This window comes from Streptomyces sp. NPDC022552 (assembly GCF_055561875.1).
In genome coordinates, this window is sequence record NZ_JBVHGJ010000020.1 from 78,413 (window position 1) to 102,455 (window position 24,043).

The 24,043-nt window shown below is 71.8% G+C and carries 23 protein-coding genes; 4 read left to right on the plus strand and 19 right to left on the minus strand.

Features of this window, described 5'->3' with window-relative positions; all coding sequences use genetic code 11:
* The first annotated feature begins 44 nt into the window (after positions 1 to 44).
* Positions 45 to 743, plus strand: a complete 699-nt coding sequence (locus ACZ3OF_RS33910) for a DUF5995 family protein (protein ID WP_361678654.1) — start codon at positions 45 to 47, stop codon at positions 741 to 743.
* A 27-nt stretch (positions 744 to 770) separates the two neighbouring features.
* Here ACZ3OF_RS33910 and ACZ3OF_RS33915 read toward each other — a convergent pair whose 3' ends face one another.
* Both ACZ3OF_RS33915 and ACZ3OF_RS33920 read right to left on the minus strand, forming a co-directional pair.
* Positions 771 to 2,468 carry a flavin monoamine oxidase family protein gene (locus ACZ3OF_RS33915; RefSeq protein WP_467308677.1) on the minus strand — a complete coding sequence of 566 codons (1,698 nt, stop codon included), beginning with the start codon at positions 2,466 to 2,468 and terminating at the stop codon, positions 771 to 773.
* Between the two features lie 55 nt (positions 2,469 to 2,523).
* Positions 2,524 to 3,330 carry a carbon-nitrogen hydrolase family protein gene (locus ACZ3OF_RS33920; protein WP_361678648.1) on the minus strand — a complete coding sequence of 269 codons (807 nt, stop codon included), beginning with the start codon at positions 3,328 to 3,330 and terminating at the stop codon, positions 2,524 to 2,526.
* A gap of 278 nt (positions 3,331 to 3,608) precedes the next feature.
* On the opposite strand from ACZ3OF_RS33920, the gene ACZ3OF_RS33925 reads away from it, so the two are divergent.
* Positions 3,609 to 4,154, plus strand: coding sequence for a Repetin (locus tag ACZ3OF_RS33925; protein WP_361678645.1), 546 nt, complete (start codon positions 3,609 to 3,611; stop codon positions 4,152 to 4,154).
* Between the two features lie 60 nt (positions 4,155 to 4,214).
* Here ACZ3OF_RS33925 and ACZ3OF_RS33930 read toward each other — a convergent pair whose 3' ends face one another.
* Both ACZ3OF_RS33930 and ACZ3OF_RS33935 read right to left on the minus strand, forming a co-directional pair.
* Entirely contained in the window at positions 4,215 to 4,670 is a 456-nt protein-coding gene (locus ACZ3OF_RS33930) for an Lrp/AsnC family transcriptional regulator (protein WP_015032260.1), read from the minus strand.
* 10 nt (positions 4,671 to 4,680) lie between these two features.
* The gene (locus tag ACZ3OF_RS33935; RefSeq protein WP_361678642.1) at positions 4,681 to 6,165 is read right to left on the minus strand and encodes an amino acid permease; all 1,485 of its coding nucleotides are present in this window, start codon (positions 6,163 to 6,165) and stop codon (positions 4,681 to 4,683) included.
* Between the two features lie 354 nt (positions 6,166 to 6,519).
* On the opposite strand from ACZ3OF_RS33935, the gene ACZ3OF_RS33940 reads away from it, so the two are divergent.
* Entirely contained in the window at positions 6,520 to 7,524 is a 1,005-nt protein-coding gene (locus tag ACZ3OF_RS33940) for a GDSL-type esterase/lipase family protein (protein WP_361678638.1), read from the plus strand.
* A 62-nt stretch (positions 7,525 to 7,586) separates the two neighbouring features.
* Here ACZ3OF_RS33940 and ACZ3OF_RS33945 read toward each other — a convergent pair whose 3' ends face one another.
* From ACZ3OF_RS33945 to fmt, 7 genes are all read right to left on the minus strand, one after another.
* On the minus strand, positions 7,587 to 9,029 hold the full coding sequence (locus ACZ3OF_RS33945) for a GuaB1 family IMP dehydrogenase-related protein (RefSeq protein WP_361678635.1): 1,443 nt from the start codon (positions 9,027 to 9,029) through the stop codon (positions 7,587 to 7,589).
* A 105-nt stretch (positions 9,030 to 9,134) separates the two neighbouring features.
* On the minus strand, positions 9,135 to 9,455 hold the full coding sequence (locus ACZ3OF_RS33950; protein WP_467308682.1) for a barstar family protein: 321 nt from the start codon (positions 9,453 to 9,455) through the stop codon (positions 9,135 to 9,137).
* On the minus strand, positions 9,442 to 9,843 hold the full coding sequence (locus ACZ3OF_RS33955) for a guanyl-specific ribonuclease (protein ID WP_361678629.1): 402 nt from the start codon (positions 9,841 to 9,843) through the stop codon (positions 9,442 to 9,444). Before ACZ3OF_RS33955 ends, ACZ3OF_RS33950 begins: the two co-directional genes overlap by 14 nt.
* A gap of 120 nt (positions 9,844 to 9,963) precedes the next feature.
* Positions 9,964 to 10,989, minus strand: a complete 1,026-nt coding sequence (locus ACZ3OF_RS33960) for a sugar-binding transcriptional regulator (protein ID WP_467308685.1) — start codon at positions 10,987 to 10,989, stop codon at positions 9,964 to 9,966.
* Positions 10,990 to 11,155: 166 nt separating this feature from the next.
* A complete protein-coding gene (gene rpe, locus ACZ3OF_RS33965; protein ID WP_361445130.1) occupies positions 11,156 to 11,839 on the minus strand; it encodes a ribulose-phosphate 3-epimerase in 684 nt (227 codons plus the stop codon).
* Positions 11,840 to 11,992: 153 nt separating this feature from the next.
* Entirely contained in the window at positions 11,993 to 13,414 is a 1,422-nt protein-coding gene (locus ACZ3OF_RS33970) for an RsmB/NOP family class I SAM-dependent RNA methyltransferase (RefSeq protein WP_361678623.1), read from the minus strand.
* 136 nt (positions 13,415 to 13,550) lie between these two features.
* Positions 13,551 to 14,483, minus strand: coding sequence for a methionyl-tRNA formyltransferase (gene fmt / locus ACZ3OF_RS33975; RefSeq protein WP_467308688.1), 933 nt, complete (start codon positions 14,481 to 14,483; stop codon positions 13,551 to 13,553).
* Positions 14,484 to 14,746: 263 nt separating this feature from the next.
* Here fmt and ACZ3OF_RS33980 point away from each other — a divergent pair, with 263 nt between their 5' ends.
* Positions 14,747 to 15,259 carry a hypothetical protein gene (locus ACZ3OF_RS33980; RefSeq protein WP_467308690.1) on the plus strand — a complete coding sequence of 171 codons (513 nt, stop codon included), beginning with the start codon at positions 14,747 to 14,749 and terminating at the stop codon, positions 15,257 to 15,259.
* Positions 15,260 to 15,410: 151 nt separating this feature from the next.
* Here the strand turns inward: ACZ3OF_RS33980 and ACZ3OF_RS33985 are convergent, their stop codons facing one another.
* The 8 genes from ACZ3OF_RS33985 to ACZ3OF_RS34020 form a co-directional block, all read right to left on the minus strand.
* Positions 15,411 to 17,555 carry a primosomal protein N' gene (locus ACZ3OF_RS33985; RefSeq protein ID WP_361678614.1) on the minus strand — a complete coding sequence of 715 codons (2,145 nt, stop codon included), beginning with the start codon at positions 17,553 to 17,555 and terminating at the stop codon, positions 15,411 to 15,413.
* Positions 17,556 to 17,664: 109 nt separating this feature from the next.
* Positions 17,665 to 18,873 (minus strand): methionine adenosyltransferase, encoded by a 1,209-nt coding sequence (gene metK / locus ACZ3OF_RS33990; protein WP_361445145.1) that lies wholly within the window; start codon positions 18,871 to 18,873, stop codon positions 17,665 to 17,667.
* Positions 18,874 to 19,085: 212 nt separating this feature from the next.
* Positions 19,086 to 20,351, minus strand: coding sequence for a bifunctional phosphopantothenoylcysteine decarboxylase/phosphopantothenate--cysteine ligase CoaBC (gene coaBC, locus ACZ3OF_RS33995; protein WP_361678611.1), 1,266 nt, complete (start codon positions 20,349 to 20,351; stop codon positions 19,086 to 19,088).
* A gap of 117 nt (positions 20,352 to 20,468) precedes the next feature.
* Positions 20,469 to 20,741: a DNA-directed RNA polymerase subunit omega gene (gene rpoZ / locus ACZ3OF_RS34000; RefSeq protein ID WP_005319902.1), complete on the minus strand. Its 273-nt coding sequence runs from the start codon at positions 20,739 to 20,741 to the stop codon at positions 20,469 to 20,471.
* 70 nt (positions 20,742 to 20,811) lie between these two features.
* Positions 20,812 to 21,375 carry a guanylate kinase gene (gene gmk, locus ACZ3OF_RS34005; protein ID WP_361678609.1) on the minus strand — a complete coding sequence of 188 codons (564 nt, stop codon included), beginning with the start codon at positions 21,373 to 21,375 and terminating at the stop codon, positions 20,812 to 20,814.
* Positions 21,376 to 21,424: 49 nt separating this feature from the next.
* Positions 21,425 to 21,748 (minus strand): integration host factor, encoded by a 324-nt coding sequence (locus tag ACZ3OF_RS34010; RefSeq protein ID WP_026246651.1) that lies wholly within the window; start codon positions 21,746 to 21,748, stop codon positions 21,425 to 21,427.
* 321 nt (positions 21,749 to 22,069) lie between these two features.
* Positions 22,070 to 22,906: an orotidine-5'-phosphate decarboxylase gene (gene pyrF, locus ACZ3OF_RS34015; protein ID WP_467308697.1), complete on the minus strand. Its 837-nt coding sequence runs from the start codon at positions 22,904 to 22,906 to the stop codon at positions 22,070 to 22,072.
* Positions 22,903 to 24,015, minus strand: a complete 1,113-nt coding sequence (locus ACZ3OF_RS34020; protein WP_467308699.1) for a quinone-dependent dihydroorotate dehydrogenase — start codon at positions 24,013 to 24,015, stop codon at positions 22,903 to 22,905. Before ACZ3OF_RS34020 ends, pyrF begins: the two co-directional genes overlap by 4 nt.
* Between the last annotated feature and the right edge of the window lie 28 nt (positions 24,016 to 24,043).

Below are 24,043 nucleotides of genomic sequence, written 5' to 3' on the forward strand. Positions count from 1 at the left end.
CGAGGGAGTTCCCTCCCGGGCCCGGCTGCTGGGACGCTGCCCCCATGGCGCAGACCACGCAGATCGGGCAGTTCACCGCGGTCGACCCGGTGGTGGAGCGGATGCGGAGAATCCGCTCGGCCTGGCATCCGGCCGACGGCGTCGCCGTCTTCAACCGGGTCTATCTGACCGTGACGGAGGAGATCGGCCGGGCCATCGACTCCGGCACCTTCGCCGACCGCCGGGCCGCCGCGACCCTCGACGTCCGCTTCGCCGAGCGCTATCTCGCGGTCGTCGACACCGTCGCCGCCGACGGCGCCGCCCCGGCCTGCTGGCGGCCGCTCTTCCACTACCGTCGCCATCCCGGCGTACGGCCGCTCCAGTTCGCGCTCGCCGGGATCAACGCGCACATCGGCCACGACCTGGCGCTCGCCGTGGTCGACACCTGCCGGACCCTCGACTGCGCCCCGCGCGACCTCGAGGACGAGTTCGACCGGGTCGGCGACATCCTCGTCCTCCTGGAGGAGCGGATCCGCGAGGAACTGATGCCGGGCCCGGACCTCCTGGAGGTCGCGGACCCGCTGACGCATCTGCTGGGCTGCTGGAGCCTGGACCGGGCCCGTGACGGGGCCTGGCTCTCCGCCCGCTCCCTCTGGGAGCTGGGCGAACTTCCCGAACTGGCCGAGGAGTTCAGGGAACGCCTCGACCGGTCGGTGGGCCTGGTGGGGCGGATGCTGCTCACCCCGCTGTCCGTGCGCGGCTGACTCCGCGCGGCGCACGGCTCGGGACGCTCAGTCCTCGGGGAGCTCCACCGGGGCGATCTCGTCGTACACGTCGCCCGGGCCCGGGTTGGTGGCGTCGGTCGAGCCGCCGAAGTGGTGCATCACGCCCCACACCGCGTTGAGCGCGGTCTGCACGGCACCCTCGGCCCAGCCGGCCGTCCAGGAGATGTCGTCGCCGGCGAGGAAGATGCCCCGCTTGTCCTCGGGCAGCCTGTCCTGCATGAAGTGGGTGAACAGGCGGCGCTGGTAGCGGTAGTGGCCCGGCAGGTTCGCCTTGAAGGCGCCCATGAAGTAGGGCTCGTTCTCCCAGGAGACCGTCACCGGATTGCCGATGATGTGCTTCCGGATGTCGACCTTCGGGTAGATCTCGCCGAGCGACTTCAGCATGACCTCCATCCGCTCGTTCGCGGACAGCGGCAGCCACTTCAGGCTGTCGTCGCACCAGGTGTACGAGAGGCAGATCGTGGCGGGCTTGTCCGGGCCGTCGTCCAGGAGGTACGTGCCGCGGGTCATCCGGTCGGTCAGCGTCATCGACATGACGTCCCGGCCGGTCTCCTCGTCCTTGTCCAGCCAGAACGGCCGGTCCACCGGCACGAAGAGCTTCGAGCTCTCCATGTAGTGGGTGCGCTCGATGGCGGTCCAGTGGTCGATCGGGAAGAGCGAGTCGTCGCAGGCGATCTTGGAGAGCAGCATCCAGGACTGGGCGGTGAAGATCGCCGCCTTGTACGTACGGATGTCCCCGGTGGCGTCCGTGACGGTGATCCGGTTGCCGGCGGTGCGGTTCAGCCGCGTGACGGCCGGCTTCGGGTCGCCCTCGTGCAGGGACCGCAGGGAGGTGCCCTGCGCCCAGTGGACGATCTTCTCCGGCTCGCGCTCCCACAGGCGCAGCGGCAGCTGCTGCGAGCCGCCCACGATGCCGCGGTGGTGGTCGTCGGCCTCGGTGTAGACGACGCGGAGGATCTCCAGGATGGAGTTGGGGAAGTCGGTGTCCCAGCCGCCGGTGCCGAAGCCGACCTGGCCGAAGATCTCCCGGTGCCGGAAGGACTTGAACGACTCCGACTCGCACAGGAAGCCGTAGAAGGTCTGGTTGTCGAGCTTCTCGACGAGCTTCGACCAGATCTCACGGATGCGCGGGACGTCGCGCTCACGCATGGCCTGGTTCATGTCGGAGAAGTCGGCGCCCTCGTCGAGACAGGCGTTCCACGCGTTCATCACGTCGCGGTAGACCTGCGGGAGGTCGTCGACGGTCTGCGCGTAGTGCGACTCGCCCTTGAGGTCGACGACGGTCGACGGGGTGGACTCGGCGAGCGGGTTCGGGAAGGGCTGCGTCTCCAGGCCCACCAGGTCGATGTAGTGCTGGAAGGCGGTGGAGGAGGGCGGGAAGCGCATGGCGCCCATCTCCGCCGTCAGCCCCTCGGTGCCGGTGCCCTCGAAGCCGACGGTGCGCAGCCGGCCGCCGATCTGGTCGGCCTCGTAGACGACGGGCTTGAGGCCCATCTTCATCAGCTCGTAGGCCGCGATGATGCCCGAGAGACCGCCACCGATGACGGCGACCTCGGTGCCGTGCTCGGTCGCGGGTATCTGGCCGAGCCCGGCCGGGTGGGCCAGGAAGTCGTCGTAGGCGTACGGGAAGTCCGGACCGAACATGGTGATCGGCGGCTGGCCGTCGCTGTGCGGGACGGCGGTCGTGGGCACCGTGGACGTCATGGGGTACGGACTCCTTGCACGGAAAAGATCGGGGCGGTTCGAGGGAAGGGGCGGCTCAGACGAGGGAGCCGTAGAGGCCGGGACGCCGGTCGCGGAGGTAGGGGTTGTCCTTGCGGGAGGCGGCGAGGACGGCGGGGTCCACGTCGCCGAGGACGAGGTCCTCGCCCCGGCCCGCGCGGGCCCGGGCGGTGCCGTCGGGGGCGGCGAGCGTGGAGAGTCCGACGAACTCGAAGTCGCCCTCCGGGCCGGTCCGGTTGGCGTACGCGATGTAGATCTGGTTCTCGAACGCGCGCACGGGGACGACGGACTCGGGCACGACCTCGGCGGGGTGCATCAGCGCGGTCGGTACGAGGAGGAGGTCCGTACCGGCCAGGGCCTGCGCCCGTACGTTCTCGGGGAACTCGACGTCGTAGCAGATCATCATCGACACGGTGAGGCCGCCGAGCTCCGCCTGGACGACGGCGTCCTCGCCGGGCGTGAACCAGTGGTGCTCGAAGTCTCCGAACAGGTGGGTCTTGCGGTAGCGCAGGAGGGTGGCTCCGTCGGCGCCGATGAGCTGGGCGGCGTTGTAGAGGACGCCGTGCTGCTCGGTGTCCCGCTCCGGGTAGCCGTAGCCGACGGCGAGGCCGTGGCGCTCGGCGACGGCGGCGACGGCACGGGCGGAGGGACCGTCGGCCGGCTCGGCCAGGCGCGCCATGTCGGCGCCGATCGCGTAGCCGGTCAGGAAGAGCTCGGGGGCGAGCAGCAGCCCGGCTCCGGCCTCGGCCGCGCGGGCGGCGGCCTCGTCGAGGACCTTCAGATTGGCGGCCACATCACCGGGCTGTCCGGAGCTCTGGAGCAGGGCGGTGCGCAGCGCGGGCATCGGCGATCCTCGGGGGTCGGAAGGGGGAGGGAAAGACCTCAGAAACGGTACGGTTTCGCGCTCGATCGGGACAAGACGCGACCGTTGCGGACCGACCGTCGAACCATTGCGCGATCGGACGGTGCGGCGGCGATTCGTTGCGCGCCTGTCCGACCACGGTCGCAGGACTCCCCCGCCGCGCGGCGGAGGGGGAACCGTCCCGCGGCCCGACGCCGTGCGAGGGGTGTCGCGGAAGAGTGGTGGTCGTCCGGTTGACCTGCCGAAAGGACCGAGATTCCATGAACCGCCGTACGAAGATCGCCGCTCTCGCCGCCGCCCTGACGATCAGCGCGGGAGCCGCGGGCTCCGCGGTCGCCTCCGGGGACGGGAGGGGCGGCAGCCGGGAGGCCGCGGCGCTGACCGGGAGCGCGAAGATCTACCGGGTGGCGAGCGACGACATCACGTTCTCCTTCGACGCCCATCTCGCGGCGAAGGACAACATGAACCCGCAGGCGGCGACCGGCACCTTCCGGTTCAGCCACTACAAGAACGGCAAGGGTGGCTACGCCGTGGTGAAGGTGGACTGTCTGGTCACGGGCGGGAAGGTGGCCACAGTGACGGGCAAGGTCACCGAGACCGATGTGAAGGAGTTCGACAAGCGGCGCATCGGGGTCTCCGTTCACGATCTGGGCAAGCACGACCGGCTGGGCTACAGCTGGCTGGCGCAGGACCCGGAGCAGGGCGACGTGCCCCCGTGCCACAGCCCGGCGCCGTTCGAGAGGACGAAGGCCGGCACGGGCGACTTCAAGGTGCTGCCCTGGCAGCCGGAGTACCCGACCGAATAGCCCGAAGGGCGGTGCGGGAACCACGGCCCGCACCGCCCTTCGTCCCGCTGCCCGCAAGGGCTACGCGGGCGAGCCGGAGGAGAAGCGCCGCAGCAGCGGCGAGAGCACCAGGACCGACTTGGTGCGCTCCACGAACGGCTCGCCCGCGATCCGCTCCAGGACGCGCTCGAAGTGGCGCATGTCGGAGGCGAAGACCTGGACGACGGCGTCCGCGTCGCCCGTGACGGTCGACGCGGACACCACCTCGGGGTAGCGCTCCAGACCTCGCCGGATGTCGTCCGGCGAGGTGTTGTGGCGACAGTAGATCTCGACGAACCCCTCGGTCTCCCAGCCGAGCGCCGCCGGGTCCACCCGTACGGTGAATCCGGTGATGGCGCCCTCGGCCCGCAGCCGGTCCACGCGCCGCTTGACGGCGGGCGCGGACAGGCCGACGAGCGAGCCGATGTCGGCGTACGAGCGGCGGGCGTCCTCCGCGAGGGCGTGGACGATGCGTTCGTCGAGGTCGTTGAGTCGCACTACGGGTGGATCACTTCTCTGCGTCGGTGACCACGAGGGGTTCGGTGGCCAGGCGGGAGCGGCGCATGCCGTACAGGAAGTAGAACACGAGGCCCGCGGCCATCCAGCAACCGAAGACCACCCAGGTGACCGAGTCCAGGCTGAACATGTTGTACACGCAGAAGCCGAAGCCGAGGATCGGGAACGTCCAGCCGAGCGGCACGCGGAAGGTGCGGTCCATCGTCGGGCGGCTGCGGCGCAGCACGATCACCGCGATGTTGACCAGGGCGAAGGCGAACAGCGTGCCGATGCTGGTGGCGTCGACGAGCTTGCCCAGCGGGATGACGGAGGCCAGGGCGCCGCAGAAGACCGAGACGATGACGGTGTTGACGCGCGGGGTGCCGGTCTTGCCGCTGACCTTGCCGAAGACCTTGGGCACGAGGCCGTCGCGGGACATCGCGAAGAGCACACGGGTCTGGCCGTAGAGGACGGTCAGGACGACGCTGGCGATCGAGATGACCGCACCGGCGGCGAGCAGGGTGCCCCAGAACTTCTGGCCGCTGACGTCGTTCATGATCGCGGCGAGCGAGGCCTCGGAGCCCTCGAAGTCCTTCCAGTTCCACGCGCCGACGGCGACGGCCGCGACCAGGACGTAGAGGACGGTGACGATGAGCAGCGAGAGCATGATCGCGCGCGGCAGGTCACGCTTCGGGTCCTTCGCCTCCTCACCAGCGGTGGAGGCGGCGTCGAAGCCGATGTACGAGAAGAAGAGGCTCGCACCGGCGGCGCTGACGCCGGCCATGCCGAGCGGCATGAAGTCGGCGTAGTTGCCGGACTTGAAGCCCATGAAGCCGATGGCGCAGAACAGCACCAGCGCGGCGATCTTCACGAAGACCATGACGGTGTTCACGAGAGCGGACTCGCGGGCGCCGCCGAGCAGGAAGACCATCGCGAGCAGGACGACGATCAGACCCGGCAGGTTGATGATGCCGCCCTCACCGGGCGCCGAGGAGAGCACGTCGGGGATGGTGACGCCGATCGTGCCGTCGAGCAGCTCGTTGAGGTACTCGCCCCAGCCGACCGCGACGGCGGCGACGGACACGCCGTACTCCAGGACCAGACACCAGCCGCAGACCCACGCGACAAGTTCACCCATCGTTGCGTACGCATACGAGTAGGAGGAGCCGGCGACCGGTATGGAGCCCGCCAGCTCGGCGTACGAAAGGGCGGAGAAGAGGGCCGTGAGACCGGCGATGACGAAGGCGACCGTGACCGCGGGGCCGGCCTTCGGCACGGCGTCGCCGAGGACCACGAAGATGCCGGTGCCGAGCGTCGCACCGATGCTGATCATGGTCAGCTGCCACATCGAGAGCGTGCGGCGGAGCGAGCCGCCCTCACCCTGGCCACCCTCGGCGACCAGGCGTTCTACCGGCTTGCGCCGGGTAAGGGCGGAGAGCCCGGAGGTCTTGGGGACGGTCGGCTCGGTGGCCGGTGAGGCCGTGCCTTGATCCAGCACTGCGAAGGCTCCTTGATCGCTGCCTGTCGAAATGCGACGACCACGGCGGTACGCGGGCATGACGAGAGGGCCCGCGAGGGAAGGGGGAACCGCCGAGCAGGCGGTCGCCGCCACTCCTGGTACGAGGCATGAGCCTAAGCCCCACGCTTCGCGCTCGTAATGCAGGGTTGTTGCGCACCCGCAGATGATCATTGCGCACTTGGAGCCCAGACGAGGAAACATTGCGCCCCCTCGCATGAATCGGCACATTGGGGCGATAAGCGGGGTGTGAAGCACACACCACGTGCGCATTGACTCCTTGTGCCGGATGACCGACTCTGCGAGCCCGCTGCGTCACCTCGATCGGAGGCTTCGGTGGGTTGGCTGGATCCCACTCCCTATCTCCGCGGCACGGCCTGGCTCGACGGCGGCCGTGCGGTCCGCGCCGACCCCGCCGACCTGGCCCGGCTCCCCTGGGACACGGCCGAGCGGGCCGCGCTGCCCATCGGCGTACGGGTCGAGTTCGCGGCCGAGCCCGGCACCCGGGCGGTCGAGCTGCGCTACCGCGCCGCCGTTCCGGCCTCCGGGGACGCGATGCGGGCCCTGCGGCACTGCTTCGCGCTGTGGCGGGACGACCGGTGCGTGGGCGAGAGCTTCACGGCGCCGGCGGAGGAGGCCACCATCGCCCTCGAACTCCCGCCCGAGGGCGGGACGTTCGCGGTCCATCTGCCGGAGAGCCAGGCGCCGGTGGTGCTCGGCCTCCGGGCGTGCGACGGCTCCCTCTCCCCCGCCCCGCGGCGGCCGCGCTGGCTCGTGCACGGCGACTCGATCACCGAGGGCTGGTGGTCCACACGGCCCGCCCACTCCTGGCCGGCGACGGCGGGGCGGATGCTCGGCCTGGACACGGTCAACCTCGGCTTCGCGGGCGGGGCGCGCGGTGAACTTCCCCTCGCCGAGCAGCTCGCGAGCCTCCCCGGCGAGCTCGTCACCCTGGCCTTCGGCACCAACTGCTGGTCCAGGGCGCCCTGTTCGGCGGGATGGCTGTACGAGACGGTACGGGCCTACGTGGGCCTGGTGCGCCGGCGCCACCCGGACACCCCGCTGCTGATCCTCTCCCCCGTGCTGCGCCCGGAGGCCGAGACCGCCCCCAACGCCCTGGGCGCCACGCTGGAGGACCTGCGGACGGCCATGGAGGAGGCGGGGCGCGACCTGGCGGCGGAGGGCGACAGTCGGCTGATCGTGCTCTCGGGCCGTCCCCTGCTCGACCCCGAGGACCTGGCGGACGGCCTGCACCCCAACGACCGCGGGCACGCCCGGATGGCGGCGGCGGTCGCGGACGCGCTGAGGCCGCATGTGCGGGGACTGCGGACGGCCGCGTGACCTGTGTGCGGAGACGACGAAGGCCCCCGCGAGGCGACTCGCGGGGGCCTTCGTACGACGGACTAGCTCCAGCTGGCGTGCAGCGGCTTGCCCTCGGCGTAACCGGCGGCGCTCTGGATGCCGACCACGGCCTTCTCCTCGAACTCCGCGAGCGAGGCCGCGCCCGCGTAGGTGCAGGAGGAGCGGACGCCCGCGATGATCGAGTCGATCAGGTCCTCGACGCCCGGGCGGGCCGGGTCGAGGAACATCCGCGAGGTCGAGATGCCCTCCTCGAAGAGGCCCTTGCGGGCACGGTCGTAGGCCGACTCCTCGCTCGTGCGGTTCTGCACGGCGCGGGCCGAGGCCATGCCGAAGGACTCCTTGTACGGACGCCCGTCGGCGGTGTGCTGGAGGTCGCCGGGGGACTCGTACGTCCCGGCGAACCACGAGCCGATCATGACGTTGGACGCGCCGGCGGCGAGCGCCATGGCGACGTCACGCGGGTGCCGAACGCCACCGTCGGCCCATACGTGCTTGCCGTACTTCTTCGCCTCGGCGGCGCACTCCAGGACCGCGGAGAACTGCGGGCGGCCGACGCCGGTCATCATGCGCGTGGTGCACATGGCGCCGGGGCCCACGCCGACCTTGATGATGTCCGCGCCGGCCTCGATGAGGTCGCGCACACCCTCGGCGGCGACGATGTTGCCGGCGACGATCGGGACCTGCGGGTCGAGGGCGCGCACGGCCTTGATCGCGGCGACCATCGACTCCTGGTGGCCGTGGGCCGTGTCGATGACGAGCGTGTCGACGCCCGCGTCGAGGAGCTGCTTGGCCTTGCCCACGAAGTCGCCGTTGATGCCGACCGCGGCGGCGATGCGCAGCTTGCCGTTCGCGTCGACGGCCGGGGTGTACAAGGTCGCGCGGAGCGCGCCCTTGCGGGTCAGGATGCCGACCAGACGGCCGTCCTTGTCCACGGCCGGGGCGTAGCGGCGGTTGGCGTGGTCGAGCGTGTTGAACGCGTCGCGCGGCTCGATGTCGGCGTCGAGGAGCAGCAGGTCCTTCGACATGACCTCGGAGAGCTGGGTGAAGCGGTCCACGCCGGACAGGTCCGCGTCGGTGACGACACCGACCGGACGGCGGTCCTCGTCGACGACGACACCGGCGTCGTGCGACCGCTTGGGCAGCAGCGAGAGCGCGTCGGCGACGGTCTGGTGGGGCGCGAGGACGATGGGGGTGTCCAGGACGTGGTGGCGGCTCTTCACCCACGAGATGACGTCGGTGACGACCTCGATCGGAATGTCCTGGGGGATGACGACGAGGCCACCGCGGCGGGCGACGGTCTCGGCCATACGGCGGCCGGCGATCGCGGTCATGTTGGCGACGACCAGCGGGATCGTCGTGCCGGTACCGTCCGGCGAGGAGAGGTCCACGGCCTGGCGGGAACCCACGGCCGAGCGGCTCGGCACCATGAAGACATCGTCGTACGTCAGGTCGTAGGGCGGCTTGACGTCATTGAGGAAACGCACGTGCTGACATCCCAGTCGTTCGGATCGGCCCCTAGGCATTTCAGCCAGGGGAAAAAGCACGTAGTTCATTGTCCCACGCCCGTACACATACCAGTCCCGGGCGTTTCATCCGAGGCTTGCGACACCCCTCTTGTCGATTCCTCCAAGAGCGAGGAGGACGGTGAGGCCGGTGGGGCTGGTGTCGGCCGCCGTGGCGAAGACGTCCTGGGCGGTCTCCCAGTCGCCGGGCCGGGTCTCGGCGTACGACTTCCAGCCGGTGACGACGAGGGCCACCGGCTCGGGAAGGTCCGTCAGGCAGTCGGCGAGGGCGTCCCAGTTCCGTCCGAACCAGGCGGGGAGCCCGAGGGTGGTGGCGCAGCGGTCCATGAAGCCGGCCTTGTCCACGATCCCGTTCAGGTCGAGGACGAGTGCGTCATCGAGCGTCATCGAGCACCACTTCCCGGAAGGTCTCGTAGTGGTCGTCGGTGTAGTAGACCTCGCCGCCCTGCCCGGTGACCAGGCGCCGTGCGCCACGGTCGCGTTCGCCGGGGGTGCGGACGGTGTACTCGCGGTAGTAGCCGCGCTCGTGCTGCGGCAGGATCCGCTCGAAGTTGGAGAAGGTCGCGCCGTCCTTCTCGTACGGGAACGGCCCGCCGCGCTCGATGAGCTCCAGGGCGGCCCGCGCCTCGGCAGGCAGGTCGCCGGCCTGGACGGTCACGAGCCCGGAGGATCCGGTGGGGGCGGGCGCGCCGTCGCCGGCGGCGGTGGAGCAGCCGGCGAGTGCCGTGACGCACAGCACGAGCGCGAGCAGCGCGCGGAGGGTCCGGGGCAACATGTGCCGACGATACCGGCGCGGGGCCCGGCGGCCCGGGTCCCGCGCGGGGCCTCGGACGGGGCGGCCTTCGGCGCGGCCCACCCGGTCCCGGGCCGCCCGTGGGACGGGCGTGCCGGGGCGTCAGACGCCGTCCGGGTCCTTCCGCTCCAGCGCGGGGCGCGGGCCCGGGACGGACTCGGTGAGGAGGTAGTCGGCCGCGGCACGGTCGGTCACGAGGCTGGTGACGAGCCCGGAGCGGAGCACCGCCCCGATCGCCGCCGCCTTGCGCTGACCGCCCGCGATCGCCACGACCTCGGGGATCCGGCGCAGCCGGTCCGCCTCGACCGTGATGCAGCGCTCGCCCAGGTCACGGCCCACCCGGCGCCCGTCGGCGTCGAAGAGGTGCGCGGACATCTCGGCGGCGACGCCGAGGGAGGCGTAGTGAGCGCGCTCCTCGTCCGTGAGCATGTCGTGCACGGTCGAGATGCCCGGCTCCCAGGAGCCGATGGACACACAGGCGACGGTGACCTTGTCGAAGTACTCGAAGGCGCGCGCGATGCCCGTCTGGTTGCGCAGCGCGGCCGCCGTGGCCGGGTCGGGCAGCAGCATCGGCGCGTAGATGGGGTGCGCCTCGCCGCCGGAGACCTGGGCGGCACGCCGTACCGCCTCGACCGAGCCGCGCTCGGCGGTCCCGGCGTCGTACACGCCGGTGAGCTGGACGACCGTGCACGGGGGCAGCCGGTCGAGGGCGGCGGCCATGTGGATGGTCGAGCGGCCCCAGGCCAGGCCCAGGACGTCACCCTCGTTGACCAGCTCGCCGAGCAGGTCGGCCGCGACCTCGCCGAGGTTCTCCGGGTCGGGCGACTCGTCCTCGCCCTCCGCCGGGGACTCGACGACGACGGCGTGGCGGAGCCCGTACCGGGCGCGGAGCGCGTCCGAGCGCTCCGCGTCCAGCTCGGCCGGGACGCGGATCTCGATCCGTACGAGGTCGCGTTCGAGCGCGGTCTCCAGGACCCGGGCCACCTTGAAGCGGCTCACGCCGAACTCCTCGGCGATCTGGATCTTGGACTTGCCCTCGAGGTAGAAACGGCGCGCCATGGCCGCCGCCTGCACCAGCTCCGCGGGTCCCATCCGCAGGGCTGACCGTCCCGCCGAGATTCCCGCCACCGCGATCTCCTTAGCTCTGTTCACGTACCGCTGCCCACGTGCCGCGTCGTGCTGCTGTCGTCCTGCTGTCGTTCACACTCTGGACTCGCCGTTCATCCTGTCAGATCCGGCGGGTCACGATCGGTCCTGTCGGTGCGCCGACGGACCGCGTTCATCTGCCGGAGGCTCAGTGGCCACACGCCCACGCCGCCGTGGCGGTCGCGGACTCGGCCTGCGCGCGGAGGGAGCGGACGGCCTCGGCCGGGTCCTGGGCGCCGTAGACCGCCGACCCGGCGACGAAGACGTCCGCGCCGGCCTCGGCGCACCGCTCGATGGTGGATTCGGCCACCCCGCCGTCGACCTGGAGCCACAGCTCCAGTCCGTGCTTGGAGATGAGCTCACGGGTGCGACGGATCTTGGGCAGCATGATGTCGAGGAAGGCCTGCCCGCCGAAGCCCGGCTCGACGGTCATGATCAGCAGCATGTCCAGCTCGGGGAGCAGGTCCTCGTACGGCTCGATGGGCGTGGCGGGCTTCAGGGCCATCGAGGCACGCGCCCCCTTGGCCCGGATCTCGCGCGCCAGCCGCACGGGGGCGGCCGCCGCCTCGACGTGGAAGGTGACGGACCCGGCGCCGGCCTCGACGTACTGAGGGGCCCAGCGATCCGGGTCCTCGATCATGAGGTGGCAGTCCAGCGGGGTGTCCGTGGCCCGGGCGAGCGACTCGACGATCGGCACGCCGAGCGTCAGGTTGGGCACGAAGTGGTTGTCCATGACATCGACATGCAGCCAGTCGGCACCGGCGACGGCCTTCGCCTCATCGGCGAGGCGGGCGAAGTCTGCGGACAGGATGCTGGGGTTGATCTGCGCCATGTGCCAAGCCTGCCATGTTCTTGGGCACTTCTTTGCCGCGGAGCGGTTTCGGACCGGGATCCGCACGGGTTCGGTGCGGATTCGGCCCGGATTCGGTCCTGATTCCGGATTCGCCCCCTGTCCACATGCCGGACGGGCGCGGATCCGCCGCCGTCAGGCCGTACGCCGCAGCAGCGCGAGATACATCGCGTCCGTGCCGTGGAGGTGCGGCCACAGCTGGACGTCCGGCCCCTCACCGAGAGCGGGGACGCCGGGCATCAGCGGGCGTACGTCGATCCACTCCGCCTCGGCCGCCGGGCCGCCGCGGCCCTTGAGGACGTCCTCGACGACCACGCGGGTCTCGGCCAGGTGCGGCGAGCAGGTCGCGTATCCGACGACTCCCCCGACGCGGACCGCCGAGAGCGCCTCGCGCAGCAGCCCGCGCTGGAGCGGGGCGAAGCCGTCCAGGTCCTCCGGGCGGCGGCGCCAGCGGGCCTCGGGGCGGCGGCGCAGGGCGCCGAGGCCCGAGCAGGGCACGTCCATGAGGACGCGGTCGAACGAGCCGGGGCGCCACGGCGGGCGGGTGCCGTCGGCGGCGATGACCTGGTACGGGCCGGGGTTGCCGGCCAGCGCGCGTTCGACGAGGCGGGCGCGGTGCGGCTGCTTCTCGGAGGCGAGCAGGGCGGCGCCGCGCTCGGCGGCCAGGGCGCCCAGGAGGGCCGCCTTGCCGCCGGGGCCCGCGCAGCCGTCCAGCCAGCGCTCGTCGCGACCCTCGAGGGGCGCGTTGGCGAGCGCGATGGCGACGAGCTGGCTGCCCTCGTCCTGGACGCCCGCGCGCCCGTCCTTGACGGCCTCGATGGCACCGGGCTCGCCGCCCTCGGCCAGCCGCACCGCGTAGGGCGACCAGCGGCCGGGCAGGGTGTCCTCGTCGGTGAGCTCCTCGGTGGTGGCGCGCCCGGGGCGGGCCACGAGCGTGACCTCGGGACGCTCGTTGTCGGCCTCGAGCAGGTCCTCGATCCCGGCCCGGCCGCCGCCGAGGGCGTCCCAGAGCGCGGAGACGACCCAGCGGGGGTGCGAGTGGACGACCGCGAGATGGTCCTCGGCGTCGTCCTCGTAGGGCGGCGCGACCTGTTCCACCCAGGTGTCGAGGTCGTGCTGCGAGATCTTGCGCAGAACGGCGTTCACGAACTTGGCCCGTCCGTCCCCGAGCACCACGCGCGCGAGCTCCACGCTGGCGGAGACGGCGGCGTGCGTCGGGATGCGCGTACCGAGCAGCTGATGGGCGCCGAGCGACAGCACGTCGAGGACCGGCGGGTCGACCTCGCGGAGCGGTCGGTCGATGCAGGCGGACACGATGGCGTCGTACGTCCCCTGGCGCCGCAGCGTGCCGTAGACCAGCTCGGTCGCGAGCGCGGCGTCACGACCGTCGAAGTCACCCTTCTCCCGGGCCTTCTTCAGCAGCGGCGGCAACACGAGGTTCGCGTACGCGTCCCGCTCGTCGACCGCCCTGAGTGCCTCGAAGGCGAGGATCCGCACGGGATCCTTCTGGGGGCGCCGGTACGGCTTGGGGGGACGGCGACGTGCCTGCTCGCTCAAAGGTGCTCCGCGTGAGAAAAGACGAGGTCGAACCCTCTCAGCCTACGTCCGCCGCCCCCGCGCGCCGAAAAGGCCCCATGCCGACGGCCGGCGCCTCGGCGGCGATCAGGCACGAGGCCGGCTCGCCGCCCCCTCGCTAGAGGCCCACACGCTCGCCCGGGGCGATTCGGACGCCGCGGGCCCAGTCGGCGGCCTTCATCGGCTTCTTGCCCTGCGGCTGGACCCAGAGCAGCTCGACGGCGTGCGAGCCCGTGCCGACGTACACGTTGTTCTTGCCCGCCGCGAGCTCGCCGGGCGCCAGGTCCGTACGGTCGGGGACCAGCGCCGCCTGGATCAGCTTGAGGCGCTCGCCGCGGAACACGGTCCACGCGCCCGGGGCGGGCGTGCAGCCGCGCACGACGCGGTCCACGCGCAGCGCCGGGGTCTTCCAGTCGACGTGCGCGTCCTCGACCTGGATCTTGGGCGCGAGGGTGATGCCGTCGGCCGGCTGCGCGACGGCCTTCAGGGTGCCGTCCTCGATGCCGTCCATCGTCGCGGCGAGCAGGCCCGCGCCCGCGAAGGCGAGCCGGGTGAGCAGGTCGCCGCTGGTGTCGGTGGGGCGGACGTCCTCGGTGATCACGCCGTAGACCGGTCCGGAGTCGAGTCCCTCCTCGATCTGGAACGTCGACGCGCCGGTCACCTCGTCGCCCGCCATGACAGCGTGCTGCACGGGCGCCGCGCCGCGCCACGCGGGCAGCAGCGAGAAGTGCAGATTGACCCAGCCGTGGGCCGGGATGTCGAGGGCGACCTTGGGCAGCAGCGCGCCGTAGGCCACGACCGGGCAGCAGTCCGGGGCGATCTCCCGCAGGCGGGCGAGGAACGCCTCGTCCCTGGGCCGCGAGGGCTTGAGGATCTCGACCCCGGCCTCCTCCGCACGCTCGGCGACCGGGCTCGCCACCAGGCGCCGGCCGCGGCCGGCGGGGGCGTCGGGGCGGGTGACGACGGCGGCCACCTCGTGCCGGCCGGAGGCGAGCAGGGCATCCAGGGCGGGCACGGCGACCTCGGGGGTGCCTGCGAAGACCAGCTTCACTCGGAAAAACCTCGCATCTCGGGGCGATGGGGGTACCCCCCTGCTCGAGCGCAGCCGAGAGCTTGGGGGAGGGCAGCGCACCAGTCTAGGGGCCGTGGCACGAGGGGGCGTACGTGACGAAGAGCGCCCCGCGCATATGCGTGTACGCCCCCGCAGCGTGACCCAACCCCGGGTAGCGCGTTGGTCAAGAGAGATTGACCGAAACGGGCCCGCCCCCTCGTCGTGGCCCGACCCTATTCCACGCCGGTTCGAGAGGCTTAGACATGGCCGACCACGCAACCCACGACGCCCAAGCCCGGGCAAGTCTGCATCTGTTGGTGCGGGACATCGAGCGGGTCCGGCGCCAGGTCGACGCACTGCGCACGCTCACGGCCCAGTTGGGCAATGTCTACCGCCCGCGCCGCTCCGGTCCGTCGACGGGCTTCGTCGTCTACGGACGGGCACCCGCGCCGACCGTCCGGCTCGCCCAGGAGCTGCGGGACAGCGTCGAGACGCTGGTGACGGCGGCGGTCGACTTCGACCGCTCGCTGGGGTTCTCGTGGGACGCGGTGGGCTCGGCGCTCGGGGTCACGAAGCAGGCGGTCCACCGCCGTTACGGCTCCCGTCGCACGCCGCAGCCGGGCGCCGTGGCGGAGCAGGAGCGCGCCCCGGAGCCTGGGGCGACGCGCACGCTCCCGGTGGTGCCGCCGGCCCGCACGATGCCGCCGCAGCCGGCCGCGATGCCCCTCCGCGAGGACGCCCGCCCGTCGGCCTTCCCCGCACCCCGCAACGGCTGACGCCCCCACCCGCCGGGGCGGCCCACCCCGCCCCGTTGTGGCCTTGCGCTCCGCAGGGGCGGTGGGGTGGCGCCGCCCCCGGGGAACGCCTCTCCGCAGGTCGAGGGTGGGCAGCGCCACGGCGGACGATCGCCCGACCTCACCCGACCCGTCAGCCGATGTCCGGCGGGTCCACCCGCACCCGCACCGGTTCTCCCCCGCCCCGCGCCAGCCGCCCCGCCTGCGCCTTCTTCAACGCCGCCGCCAGCGCCGCGCCGTTGCCCGGGGGGACACGGACCAGTGCGCGCTCCCACTGCTCGCCCGGCGGGGTGTCCCCCGGGCGGCGAGGCCCCCCGGGCCGTACGACGGGTAGCGGCACCGGGCCCAACACCTCCGCGTCGTGGGGCAGTTCGGCCGCCGCGAGGAACGCCACGACCGCTTCCGGCGGGCCGGAGACCGCCGCCATCCGGGACACCGGCGGGAAGCCCAGCTCCGCCCGCTCCGCCAGCTCGCGCTGCGCGTGGCCGACGGGATCCCACCGCACCAGCGCCTGCACCGGTCGCAGCGTGGGCTCCGCGACCACCACCACCGTGCCGCCCTCACCCTGCCCCCGTACCAGCGAGGCCGCGTCGATCCAGCGACGCAGCGCCTCCTCACCCGCCCGCAGATCGGGACGACCGAGCATCGCCCATCCGTCGAGGAGCAGCGCGGCCGCGTAACCGCCCTCGGCGACCGGCTCCGCGCCCGGTGTGGACACCACGAGCGCGGGGCGCCCGGGCACGGTGTCCAGGACATGGTCCCGCCCAGACGTCCGTACCGGCACGGCCGGGAACGCCCGGCCCAGCTCCTCCGCCGTCCGCCGCGCCCCCACGATCTGGGCCCGCAGCCGGGTCGCACCGCACTCCACACAGTGCCAGTCCGGCGCACCCAGCCCGCACCAGCCGCATCGCAGCTCCTGCTGCTCGGGCGCCTCCAGGGGCCCGGCGCAGTGCCGACAGCGGGCGGGCGTCCGGCAGCGCTCGCACGCCAGCCTCGGTACGTAACCCCGCCGCGGCACCTGGACGAGCACCGGGCCGGTCTTCAGGCCCTCCCGTACCGTCTCCCAGGCCAGCGACGGCAGCCTCGCGGCCCGCGCCGCCTCGTCGCGGGCGAGCAGTTCGTCCCCCACGGTCCGTACGAGCGGGGCGGCGACGCGCACCTGATCCCGGCCGGCGACGATCGGCGCGGCCCAGCCGGACTCCACGAGCTGCGCGGCCTCGACGGTGCAGCTGGTCGAGCCGAGCAGAAAGGCGCACTTGTCGTGGGCGGCGCGCAGCAGCAGGACGTCGCGCGCATGGGGCTGCGGGGCGTGGAGCTCGCTGTGGCTGCCGTCCCCGTCGTCCCAGATGGCGACGAGCCCGAGGTCGCGGACGGGTGCGAACATCGCCGCACGCGTACCGACGACCGCCCGCACGGAGCCCCGCCGTACCGCCAGCCACTGGGCGTACCGCTTCTCCGGTCCGGTCTCCGCCGTGAGCAGCGCGTGCCGCCCCGGCCCCAGGAGGGCCGCCAGCGCCGCGTCCACGCGCGCGGCGGCCCGCCCGTCGGGTACGACGACCAGCGCGCCGCGCCCGGAGGCGAGCGTGGCTCCCACGGCGCGGGCCAGCTCCTCGGCCCAGTACGGCCCCGGCAGCGCGTTCCACACGGCGCGCGGCGCACCACCCCGGGCCAGGGCGTCCAGGAACCCCGGTCCGCGCTCGTACCGCGCCCAGGTGCCCGCCTCGGGCGCTGCGGGCGGGGGCAGCGGCTCCGGGGACGCCTTCCCCTCGGCCCGCGCGCTACGGGGCGGAATCGCGAGCTGGAGCACGTCCGCCAGGCTCCCCGCGTACCGGTCGGCGACGGCCCGGGCGAGCCCCAGGAGCTCGGCGCTCAGCACCGGCTCGGGCGACACGACATCGGCGAGCGCGGCAAGGGCGCCCTTGTAGTCCGACTCGGCCCGCCGCTCGACGAGGAACCCGTCGATCAGCCGCCCGCCCTCGCGCCGCCCGTCCCTGACCTGATGCGCCCCGGCCCCGAACCGCACCCGCACCCGCACCCCGGGCTGCGCGACGGCGTCCAGCTCCTCGGGCACGGCGTAGTCGAAGAACTGGTCGAGATGGAGCACGCCCTTGTTGACCACCACCCGCGCGACGGGCAGCTCCTTGGCCAACGCGGCCCCCCGCCACGTCCGCGGCTTGGCCCGCGGCACCTTCGCCTTCCGCACGGACTCCCGAATGAGCGCGAGCTGCTCGTGCGACTCGCCGGCCGCACCCTCGGGCGTCTCGTTCTCGCTGCTCACAGCCCCATACCTACCAGACCGCACTGACAGCCGTGACGGGGCCGGACGCACGGAAGCCCGGCGCCCCCCAGGGGTGCCGGGCTTCCGTGTCGTCGTGCTGAGGCGCGGGTTAGAGGCCCGCGGCCTTGCGGAGGGCGTCCACGCGGTCCGTGCGCTCCCAGGTGAAGTCGGGGAGCTCGCGGCCGAAGTGGCCGTACGCCGCGGTCTGGGCGTAGATCGGGCGGAGCAGGTCGAGGTCGCGGATGATCGCGGCCGGGCGGAGGTCGAAGACCTCGCCGATGGCGTTCTCGATCTTCTCGGTCTCGATCGTGTTCGTGCCGAAGGTCTCGACGAAGAGACCGACGGGCTCCGCCTTGCCGATCGCGTACGCGACCTGGACCTCGCAGCGCGAGGCGAGGCCGGCGGCCACGACGTTCTTGGCGACCCAGCGCATCGCGTAGGCGGCCGAGCGGTCGACCTTGGACGGGTCCTTGCCGGAGAACGCGCCGCCGCCGTGGCGGGCCATGCCGCCGTACGTGTCGATGATGATCTTGCGACCGGTGAGGCCGGCGTCGCCCATCGGGCCGCCGATCTCGAAGCGGCCGGTCGGGTTGACCAGCAGGCGGTAGCCGTCGACGTCCAGCTTGATGCCGTCCTCGACGAGCTGCTTCAGGACGTGCTCGACGACGAACTCACGGATGTCGGGCGCGAGCAGCGACTCGAGGTCGATGTCCGAGGCGTGCTGGGAGGAGACGACGACCGTGTCGAGACGGACGGCCTTGTCACCGTCGTACTCGATGGTGACCTGGGTCTTGCCGTCGGGGCGCAGGTACGGGATCGTCCCGTTCTTGCGGACCTCGGTCAGACGGCGGGAGAGCCGGTGCGCGAGGTAGATCGGGAGCGGCATCAGCTCCGGGGTCTCGTCCGACGCGTAGCCGAACATCAGGCCCTGGTCGCCGGCGCCCTGCTTGTCCAGCTCGTCCTCGTCGCCCTCGACGCGCTTCTCGTACGCCGTGTCGACGCCCTGCGCGATGTCCGGGGACTGCGACCCGATGGAGACCGAGACGCCGCAGGACGCGCCGTCGAAGCCCTTCTTCGAGGAGTCGTACCCGATCTCGAGGATCTTGTTCCGAACGAGGGTGGGGATGTCGGCCCACGCCTTCGTGGTGACCTCACCGGCGACGTGCACGAGGCCGGTGGTGATCAGCGTCTCGACGGCGACGCGGGACGTGGGGTCCTCGCGGAGGAGCGCGTCGAGAATGGTGTCGCTGATCTGGTCAGCGATCTTGTCGGGGTGACCTTCGGTCACGGACTCCGAAGTGAACAGACGACGGGACACAATGCTCCCTGGGGTTGCAGCGGCTGCTGGCTGAACAATGTCGGACGGCAGGGGGCTGCGCCCCGCGTCGTACCAAGAACAGTCTATCGGGCGTCGTCAGCCATTGGGCCAGGTGTCTCGGAAGATGGGAGCGTCGCGCTCGCCGATTCCGGTCCGGCCCGCTCCGCCCTCACCGGATCGGATCGCCCGCTGGGACCGGATTCCCGGGGAATTCACTCGGCTGGGACGGTGAAATCCGGCCGGGAGTGAGATTTCGCCGAATTCTCCTGGGGAACAGACCGCAGACGGGGTGCGACGAGGTCCCAGACCTTCTCGGCCAGGGCTTCCTTCGGTCCGTACGGTACGGGCGTGTCGGAGCCGTCGGAGGCGAGGATCACGGCCTCGTTCTCCTCGGAGCCGAAGGTCTTGCGCTCGCCCACCTCGTTGACCACGAGCAGGTCGCAGCCCTTGCGGCGGAGCTTCTCGCGGCCGTTGGCCAGGACGTCGTCCGTCTCGGCGGCGAAGCCGACGACCACCTGGCCCGGCAGCGCCCGGTCGGCCGAGATCTCGGCGAGGATGTCGGGGTTGCGGACCAGCTCGACGACCGGCGCCTCGACGTCGTCCCGCTTCTTGATCTTGCCGGGGGCGTAGACGGCGGGGCGGAAGTCGGCGACGGCGGCGGCCATGACCACCGCGTCGGCGTCGGCCGCCGCCTTGAGGACGGCCTCGCGCAGCTGGACCGCGGTGCCGACGTGCACGACGTCGACCCCGGCCGGGTCGGGGATGCCTGTGTTGGCCTCGACGAGAGTGACCCGGGCGCCCCGGGCGGCAGCGGCCCTGGCCAGGGCGTAGCCCTGCTTGCCGGAGGAACGGTTGCCCAGGTAGCGGACCGGGTCGAGGGGCTCACGGGTGCCGCCCGCGCTGACCACGACGTGGCGGCCGACGAGGTCGGGGGCTGCCGTGCCGCGCGCGAGGATCCGCCGGCAGACCTCGAAGATCTCGCCGGGATCCGGCAGCCGGCCCTTGCCGGTGTCGACGCCGGTCAGCCGGCCGACGGCTGGCTCGATGACGACGGCGCCGCGCCGGCGCAGTGTGGCCACGTTCTCCTGGGTGGCGGGGTGCTCCCACATCTCGGTGTGCATCGCCGGGGCGAAGACGACCGGACAGCGGGCGGTGAGCAGCGTGTTCGTCAGCAGGTCGTCGGCGAGGCCGTGGGCGGCCTTGGCGAGCATGTCGGCGGTGGCGGGGGCCACGACGACGAGGTCGGCGCCCTGCCCGATCCGTACGTGCGGGACCTCGTGGACGGACTCCCACACCTCGGTGGAGACGGGGTTGCCGGAGAGGGCGGACCAGGTGGCCGCGCCGACGAAGTTCAGGGCGGAGGCGGTCGGCACGACACGGACGTCGTGACCCGACTCGGTCAGCCGCCGGAGCAGCTCACAGGCCTTGTAGGCGGCGATGCCGCCGCTGACGCCCAGAACGACCTTCGGCTTGGTCACCACTGCCACTCCCCGCACTCGGAACGCGTAATCGGATGCGTACGACTCCATGAGACACCACAGGCCCGGCGGATGTTCCGCCGGGCCTGTGGTGACGAACGTTACGTTCGTACGTGCTTACTGCGCCGGGCCCTCGATGGCCTCGGAGGTCAGCAGACCCGCGTTGATCTCGCGCAGGGCGATCGAGAGCGGCTTCTCGTGGACGTGGGTGTCGACGAGCGGACCGACGTACTCGAGCAGGCCCTCTCCGAGCTGCGAGTAGTACGCGTTGATCTGACGCGCGCGCTTGGCCGCGTAGATCACGAGGCTGTACTTCGAGTCGGTGGCCTCGAGCAGCTCGTCGATCGGCGGGTTGATGATGCCCTCGGGCGCGGTGATGGAAGAGGACACGCTCTAGCCTTCCGAAGAAACTTCTGGGTGAGCTGATCGGGATGATCAGATCCAGGTGATCAGAAAAAGATCAAACAACGTTCATCAAGGCTAGCAGCTCACGCGCCACGTCCTCGACGGAGGTGTTGACCAGGGTGGTGTCGAACTCCGTCTCGGCGGCCAGTTCGATCTTCGCGGCCTCCAGCCGTCGCTCGATGACCTCGGGCGACTCGGTACCCCGGCCGGTGAGCCGGCGGACCAGCTCGTCCCAGCTCGGCGGGGCCAGGAAGACCAGCTGCGAGTCCGGCATGGACTCCTTGACCTGCCGGGCGCCCTGGAGGTCGATCTCCAGGAGGACCGGCTCGCCGGCCTCCAGCCGCTCCAGAACCGCCTGACGGGGCGTGCCGTAGCGGTTGCCCGCGAACTCGGCCCATTCGAGGAGCTCTCCGTTGGCGACCAGCTTGTCGAATTCGTCGTCCATGACGAAGAAGTACTGGACGCCGTGCTTCTCGCCGGGGCGCGGCTTTCGTGTCGTGGCCGACACCGAGAGCCAGACCTCGGGGTGGACCTTGCGCATATGAGCGACGACCGTGCTCTTACCCACCCCGGAGGGGCCGGAGAGCACGGTCAGCCGCGGACGTACCTCTGCTGCCATGCAGCGATTATTCCAGCTTTGCGGGGGTGCCTGGGACGGCAGTCCCGTCTCAGGCGCCGGTGCTGCCGAACTCGCGCTCCAGGGAGGCGATCTGGTTGGAACCGAGCCCGCGCACACGACGGCTCTCGGAGATCCCGAGCCGCTCCATGATCTGCTTGGCGCGGACCTTGCCCACGCCGGGGAGGGACTCGAGCAGCGCGGAGACCTTCATCTTGCCGATGACGTCGTTCTCCTGGCCCTGCTTGATGACCTCGTGGAGGGAGGCGCCGGAGTGCTTGAGTCGATTCTTGACCTCGGCCCGCTCCCGGCGAGCCGCGGCGGCCTTTTCGAGCGCGGCTGCGCGCTGTTCAGGGGTAAGGGGCGGAAGAGCCACGCCTACGTCACCTCGGATGTCGAACTGTCGGATACGGACCGGTGAGGAACCTAGTCGCCCCACACCAGTGGAGCAGCGATCAACGCAAGTGGCCGTCGAACGCTGGCTCTGCCCCGGAGACTAGCGGCCAATGTCTCTCCAGTCAGCGAGAACAAGCGAAAAGTCCTGGTCAGCATCGACCGACCAGGACTTTTCCGGCATAACAACCGGGTTTTAGGTAAGGATCTTGTCAAGGAATGAGACGGCCCTCACCTGCGGGTTGGTCCAGCGGCCCACTCCGGCGGCGTCGGACGGCCACGGCGTGGGCGGCACCCGGCGCCGTCAGACGGCGACCGCCTCGCGGATCTCGGTCGCGTAGCGCTCCGCCGAGGCGCGCAGGGCGGCGGCGTCCGGACCGTGCTTCAGGACGCCCCGGCTGACGTTGGGGACCACGTTGCGGACCGCCGCGCCGAAGACCGCGGGGAGGTCGGCCGGGGTCGCGCCCTGGGCGCCGAGGCCGGGGGCCAGGAGCGGGCCGTTGATGTCCAGGTCGAAAGAGGAGAGATCGCCCAGCGTCGCGCCGACCACCGCGCCGAAGGAGCCCATCGGGGTCTCCCCCGCGTTCTCCTCGGCGAGGTGGGCCAGCATGGTGGCGCCGATGGTGCGCCCGTCCTCGCGGACGGCCCGCTGGACCTCGGCTCCCTCCGGGTTGGACGTGAGGGCCAGGACGAAGAGGCCCGCACCGGACTCCCTCGCCAGGTCGACGGCCGGCTTGAGGGAGCCGTACCCGAGGTACGGCGAGACCGTGAGCGCGTCCGAGAAGAGCGGTGAGTCCTTGCGCAGGAAGGCCTCGGCGTACGCGGCCATGGTGGAGCCGATGTCGCCGCGCTTGGCGTCCATGACGACCAGGCCGCCCGCCGCCCGCAGCTCGGCGACGGCGCGCTCCAGGACGGCGACACCGCGCGAGCCGAAGCGCTCGAAGAACGCGGACTGCGGCTTGAACACGGCGACGGTCTCGGCGAGCGCCTCGACGACCGTGAAGGTGAAGCGCTCCAGGCCGGCGATGTCGTCGTCCAGGCCCCAGGAGGCGAGCAGGGCGGCGTGCGGGTCGATGCCCACGCAGAGCGGGCCGCGCTCGTCCATGGCCGAGCGCAGGCGGGTTCCGAAGGAGAGAGTCACTGGACGGCGGCCTTTCGGTTGTCGGCGCCGACGGCCTCGGCGAGGGTGGCGTACGGGGAGGCGGCGAGGCGCGCCGCGAGGCCCTTGTGGATCGCGCGGGCGTAGAACGGGCCCTCGTAGATGAAGGCGCTGTAGCCCTGGATCAGGGTGGCGCCGGCCAGGATGCGCTGCCAGGCGTCCTCGGCGTTCTCGATGCCGCCGACGCCCACGAGGACGAGCCGGTCGCCCACGCGCGCGTGGAGGCGCCTCAGCACGGCGAGGGAGCGCTCCTTGACCGGGGCGCCGGACAGACCGCCGGTCTCCTTCACCAGAGCCGGGTCGGACTTCAGGCCGAGGCCCTCGCGGGCGATGGTGGTGTTGGTGGCGATGATGCCGTCGAGGCCGAGCTCCAGGGCCAGGTCGGCGACGGCGTCGACGTCCTCGTCGGCCAGGTCGGGGGCGATCTTGACCAGGAGCGGGACGCGGCGGTCGGTGACCGTGCGGTCGGCCGCCTCGCGTACCGCGGTGAGCAGCGGGCGCAGCGACTCGGTGGCCTGGAGGTTGCGCAGGCCCGGGGTGTTCGGCGAGGAGACGTTGACGACCAGGTAGTCGGCGTACCGGGCGAGGCGCTCGGTGGACTTCACGTAGTCGGCGGCGGCCTCGGCCTCCGGGACGACCTTGGTCTTGCCGATGTTGACGCCCACGACGGTCCTGAAGACCGGCACGCGCGCGTGCAGGCGGGCGGCGACGGCGGCGGAGCCCTCGTTGTTGAAGCCCATGCGATTGATCAGCGCGCGGTCCGGTACCAGCCGGAAGAGCCGCTTCTTGGGGTTGCCGGGCTGGGCCTCGCCGGTGACCGTGCCGATCTCGATGTGGTCGAAGCCGAGCATCGACATGCCGTCGATGGCGACGGCGTTCTTGTCGAAGCCGGCGGCGAGGCCGAAGGGGCCGTGCATGCGCAGGCCGAGGGCCTCGGTGCGCAGCTCCTTGTACCGGGGCGCGAGCACGGCGGCGACGAAGGTGCGGAGCACCGGGACGCGGGCGGCCAGGCGGATCCAGCGGAAGGCCAGATGGTGGGCCTGCTCCGGGTCCATCCGCTTGAAGACGAGGTCGAAGAAGAACTTGTACATGTGGGTGTCCTCAGCAAGAGGGGGACAC

Bases quoted from the DNA above. Each gene is read 5' to 3' on its own strand.
- ACZ3OF_RS33955 (WP_361678629.1), bottom strand. From the start codon at position 9,843: ATGTTGCCCCGGACCCTCCGCGCGCTGCTCGCGCTCGTGCTGTGCGTC.
- ACZ3OF_RS33950 (WP_467308682.1), bottom strand. From the start codon at position 9,455: ATGACGCTCGATGACGCACTCGTCCTCGACCTGAACGGGATCGTGGAC.
- ACZ3OF_RS33925 (WP_361678645.1), top strand. From the start codon at position 3,609: ATGAACCGCCGTACGAAGATCGCCGCTCTCGCCGCCGCCCTGACGATC.
- ACZ3OF_RS33915 (WP_467308677.1), bottom strand. From the start codon at position 2,468: ATGACGTCCACGGTGCCCACGACCGCCGTCCCGCACAGCGACGGCCAG.
- ACZ3OF_RS33920 (WP_361678648.1), bottom strand. From the start codon at position 3,330: ATGCCCGCGCTGCGCACCGCCCTGCTCCAGAGCTCCGGACAGCCCGGT.
- ACZ3OF_RS33910 (WP_361678654.1), top strand. From the start codon at position 45: ATGGCGCAGACCACGCAGATCGGGCAGTTCACCGCGGTCGACCCGGTG.
- gmk (WP_361678609.1), bottom strand. From the start codon at position 21,375: ATGGCAGCAGAGGTACGTCCGCGGCTGACCGTGCTCTCCGGCCCCTCC.
- ACZ3OF_RS33980 (WP_467308690.1), top strand. From the start codon at position 14,747: ATGGCCGACCACGCAACCCACGACGCCCAAGCCCGGGCAAGTCTGCAT.
- rpe (WP_361445130.1), bottom strand. From the start codon at position 11,839: ATGGCGCAGATCAACCCCAGCATCCTGTCCGCAGACTTCGCCCGCCTC.
- ACZ3OF_RS34020 (WP_467308699.1), bottom strand. From the start codon at position 24,015: ATGTACAAGTTCTTCTTCGACCTCGTCTTCAAGCGGATGGACCCGGAG.